At 51.7% G+C, this 4,441-nt stretch carries 4 protein-coding genes; all 4 read right to left on the bottom strand.

What is annotated here, in order from left to right:
- Positions 1–85: 85 nt before the first annotated feature.
- Positions 86–1,405, bottom strand: coding sequence for a mechanosensitive ion channel family protein (locus HUX64_RS02250; protein ID WP_174624620.1), 1,320 nt, complete (start codon positions 1,403–1,405; stop codon positions 86–88).
- Positions 1,406–1,428: 23 nt separating this feature from the next.
- On the bottom strand, positions 1,429–2,751 hold the full coding sequence (locus tag HUX64_RS02245) for a glucoamylase family protein (protein ID WP_174624619.1): 1,323 nt from the start codon (positions 2,749–2,751) through the stop codon (positions 1,429–1,431).
- A 2-nt stretch (positions 2,752–2,753) separates the two neighbouring features.
- Positions 2,754–4,220 (bottom strand): GH39 family glycosyl hydrolase, encoded by a 1,467-nt coding sequence (locus HUX64_RS02240; RefSeq protein ID WP_174624618.1) that lies wholly within the window; start codon positions 4,218–4,220, stop codon positions 2,754–2,756.
- A partial coding sequence (locus HUX64_RS02235) for a sensory rhodopsin transducer (RefSeq protein WP_246246876.1) occupies positions 4,217–4,441 on the bottom strand: 225 nt, incomplete at its 5' end. The genes HUX64_RS02240 and HUX64_RS02235, both read right to left, overlap by 4 nt.

Genomic DNA, 4,441 nt, shown 5'->3' with positions numbered 1-4,441 from the left:
CCGGTCACGAGGCAAAAATGGCGCTGCTTTGGCGATAATTTCGAGAAGATGTTGCATTTAAAGCTGCTGCTATAAGATATTCTCATTACTCTTTTTTTGCATTGGCGCGGAGCAAGTCCTCGCCTTGTTCGCGTTCTTGATTGATCTGCTGTTTAACATTGCGATCAGGGGTAATATCCTGTGTTTTATGTTCAACTATCGCTTTCATGTTCTCTACAGGCTGCGGCGGTTCGGAAGTTTTAGCGGCCTGCGTCGGCATTCTGTTATTAGCGCTGTCGAATACTGTCTTGATTAGAACCAGTGCATTACTTCTGAGCTTTATAAAATCGGCCTGGCTCTGGTCAAGCCAAGCGTATATGTGCAGCACTATACTGGAATCGCCCACTGTTTCTACCGCGCAAAATGGCGCCGGATCCTGTAATACGCCATCCATAGCGGCCAATGTTTGCACGGCCAGTTGCTGTATATAAGGCAAATTCTGATCTATCCCGACATTCACAGTAAAATCGAAGCGCCTGACCGGATTGCTTGAATAATTGATAATGGTTGCCTTAAAAACTTTGGCATTGGGAATGCGGATATCGTTACCCTCGGCGGTTCTTAAGATGGTGGCGCGCGATGTCAATCTGACGATATAACCTTCGGATTCCTCAATTTTGACAAAATCGTTGGGATTAAACGGCTGGCGCAAGCCCAGCAAGATACTGGAGATATAATTTTCCACGGTATCGCGGATGGCGAAACCGATAGCCAGCCCGAATAAACCGGCGGCCCCGATAAGGCTGGTAATCAGAGTATTGGCATCGAGTATTTCAAACGCCAGTAGAACACCGGCGATGATGATGCCCCCCCGCACACACTGCTTAACCAGTTCGATAAGAAAAAAATGGGGGATCATTTTTTTAAACAGCCAGTCATACCGTATGATTAAGTTGGCTAAAAACCAGAACAGGAAAATAACCAGCATCGCGATGATGAACAGGGGAAGATAAGCGACGGCTGTTTCAAAACGGCCCTCAGTCAATTTAAATACCGCTTGCAGGCGCTTTTTAATGGATTGAACTTCATGGATATTGTTTTGAACTTCAACAACCCCGTCCGTACGCTCAGCCAGTTGAGTGGCCTTTTCTTTCGCTTGTCCGTTCAATGCCTCTCCGGTCAACTCAACAACGCCGGCTTTCACATTAACCTGCAAATTTTCCAGCCCCTCAATATGACGGAATATATCTTTAAGCCGTTTTCTGATTAATTCATCCGTCTGCGGTGTCGATTGCTGGGATATAACGCCGGCCGGCGGCTGCGCAGGGGCTGAGTTTTCCGTAGATGGAAGCAAATTCTGTCCTGAAAGCACTGCCGAATGCAGCATTATTACCAAGCCTGTCAATACCACTTTTAATTTCATCATTTATTGTTCAGCTCCGGTTTTAATCAGTTCTCTTTGTTTCCCGAGGCCTTCAGCCAGCCGCCGCGAAAGTCTGCGCGGCGCAAGCCTTCGATCAGATAAGAGCAGCCGCGCATCAATTCCCATACATAGCCCGAGCGATAGTTTTCAATCATCATGACAATGGGTCCTTGGTTGACGCCGTATTTCCACGGCGATGACCAACCCGCCTTCTTGTTTTCGGGATTGGGAAAAAGAGGATTGAAAGTCGCTTTGAAACCTTCGCCGCTGCGCTCTTTAAGCTCCATCTCGTCGATATAAAAGCGCATGGTCGGCAATACGATTTCCGGCGCAAAGGGCAATGAGGCTACAACCGCCCAGGGCGCCAGCGTGCCGTCGTCAGGTCCGAAAGGCGCGCCGCGAGCTATATAACCGAAGAACTGGCGTTCGATACCGTCGATTTTCAGCATTCTCGGCCCCGGCCCGTTACAGGCGGTAATGCCCCAGCCCTGCGCTCCGTAACCGGGGAAGCGCAGCGGATTGTCGATCGCATAGCGCTGCTGCAACAGTGTGGCGCGGCGGCTGTTTTCAAAGTAGTCGATTTTCTTGTCGCGCATAAACGCATCATAAATGCCGCGAAAATCTATCCAGATATGCGACAGCTGATGCATAAACAACGGCCCGCCATAAACCATTTCCAGACCGTATGCGCTCTTCCAGGCATAGCTGGAAAGCCAGGCCCGATACGCTTCTTTAGGCAACGGACAGGTAGGCGAACCCAGGCCGAGCACGTACAAGATCAGCGCTTCGCAATAGCCTTCCCAACGCCAGGGCAAAAAACCGGATTCCGGCTTCCAGCCGTGGCTTACCGTTAATTCTCCATTCTGCGCCCACTGCCAATCGACGCGCCGGTATAGGGCATCGGCAAGTTCACATAGCCTTGTTTCATCGTAGTTATCAGCATCGAAATATTGCGCGGCGGCGAGCATCCCCGCCAATAACAGTGCCGAGTCGATTGTGGATAGTTCCGATTTCCAGGCACGCCGGCCGGTATTCATATCGAGAAAGTGGTAATAAAAGCCTTTATAGCCGGTTGCATCGGGAGCTTCGCCTTGCGGACTGTTTTGGAAAAATTCCAGCGTCGCCAGGATGCGCCGGATTGCTTCGGCACGGGTTATGAAGCCGCGCTCGACACCGATTGGGTAAGCGGTCAGCGCTAAGCCGATCGCGGCGATACTGGCAGGCTGTCCGGGCTGATTGCCGTCGGCGACCATGCCGTTGGCCGGATTGAACTCGCGAATAAAATAGTTAAATGTTTCCCGTTGAACCTCATCAAGCATTTGTTCGTCGGTTTGATCGGCGGCGCTCATGGTTATACTGACTCCATTTGCAATAGATGATTCGACTTAAACTGCACATTGAGCGCCGCAACCGATTGTGGCGGTAAGTTGAATTCCAGCGTGACCACATCGCCTGCATATTTCCACAATTGCGCGCTCGGTTTGAGTTCTGAAGCACCATGCAGTTGTTGGAGCTGTTCTGCTGAAAGATAATCCGGCTCGCCCATAGCCAGCCAGGCACTTTTTGCATTCGCATGGTGCGCATCGATACGGCTGATTTCTACGGCGGTCGGGGGTTCGGTATGGATGAGCCGGACCTGTATTTGCTGGTCGGCAATCGGATGATGCGGCAAACTCGAATTGACCGCCAGCACGATCATCTCTTTATCGCCGCGCACCACCCAGACGTCGACTGTTGCATGATTGCCTTCAACCGGTAACTGTTCGGTTCCCAACCGGTGCAGCAGTTGATACGCCCGGTAAGCCGGCTTGGCAATGCCGTGGATGTTGAGCAGGCCGAAGCCGCCGTGAAAAGGTACTGAAGAAAAATAATTTTCTTCAAAAATATCGGAGAAGGTCCAGTAGCTGTAGCCTTGCACCAGGCCGACCGCTTCCATATTGGTTTTGGTGACAAACGCCGCGGCGTAAGGTTCGTCATGCAAGCTATCGAAAGGATTGGATGATGAAGACCATTCCGTGTAATAGACCGGTTTCCCTTGCGCGCGCTGACAGGTTCCCCAGGCTTGCTCACGCAACACGCTACGGTGACTCTTCGCTAGTTGCGTCGCAGTGTCGTCGCCGGGTTGTCCGAACGCATCGGTTGGATAGTGGTGCGTGCTGACAAAGTCCGCAGGTAGATTATTGGCCGCGCAGAAACCGAGAAAATCGGCTATCCAGGCATTTTGCGCAGTCGCCGGGCCGCCGACTTTAAGCTGGCTGTCGACCGCTTTGATGGCGATCACGGTGGCTTGATAAAGCTTGAAATAATCTTCTTGTTCCGCAGTCCAAAAAGCCTTCAGATTCGGTTCGTTCCAGACTTCGAAGAACCATTGCCGAACCTCTTCCAAACCGTAGCGGTCAACCCAATGGCTAACCAGCTTTTTAATTAGCGTTTGCCAGTGCGCATAATCTTTCGGTGGCGTGACATTGCCTTTGTATTTAAAAACCGTTGTAGAACCGGAAGCCAAAGTGCTCGGCATGAACGACAACTCGACAAACGGCTGCATGCCGATTGACAGCAGGAAGTCGAAAATCTGGTCGCTGTTGAAAAACGAATAGATCAGTTTTTCCTGCTGGCAGGTCAGCGTCCCCATATCATCGTCGAGAATGCCGTGGAAGCGGACATGGCGGAAACCTAATTCTTCATGCGCTTTTTTAAGCTGTTCACGCCAATCGGCGCGCAATGCCAATAGCGCACGGCTGCTGCCGACTGTGTGCTCCCAGACATGCGGCAACGCGGCGGCTGCTGCACCGAGATCGCAACTAAAATTCACGCTCATGGCAAGCTGCCTGTCGGTGCCGGATAAGCCATCGTGGTCATCAGCGCGAGCGCCGACTGGCGGGAATCGAGCCGCGTATGCTGCACGACGATAGGTATATCCGACTCGATGACGCTGGCATAATCGGTATTATGCGGAACCGGCTCCGGATCTGTGAATTCGTTGAAGCGGACGTGTAGGGTGCGCAATGCTTTAACGCTAAAGCGGTACGGTCCTACGGG

This window comes from Candidatus Methylobacter favarea (genome assembly GCF_902806695.1).
Lineage (GTDB): Bacteria > Pseudomonadota > Gammaproteobacteria > Methylococcales > Methylomonadaceae > Methylobacter_B > Methylobacter_B favarea.
This window is presented reverse-complemented; position numbering and strand designations above follow the sequence as displayed.

Coding starts and splice junctions, on each gene's coding strand:
- HUX64_RS02250 (WP_174624620.1), bottom strand. CDS start 1,405: ATGATGAAATTAAAAGTGGTATTGACAGGCTTGGTAATAATGCTGCAT.
- HUX64_RS02245 (WP_174624619.1), bottom strand. CDS start 2,751: ATGAGCGCCGCCGATCAAACCGACGAACAAATGCTTGATGAGGTTCAA.
- HUX64_RS02240 (WP_174624618.1), bottom strand. CDS start 4,220: ATGAGCGTGAATTTTAGTTGCGATCTCGGTGCAGCAGCCGCCGCGTTG.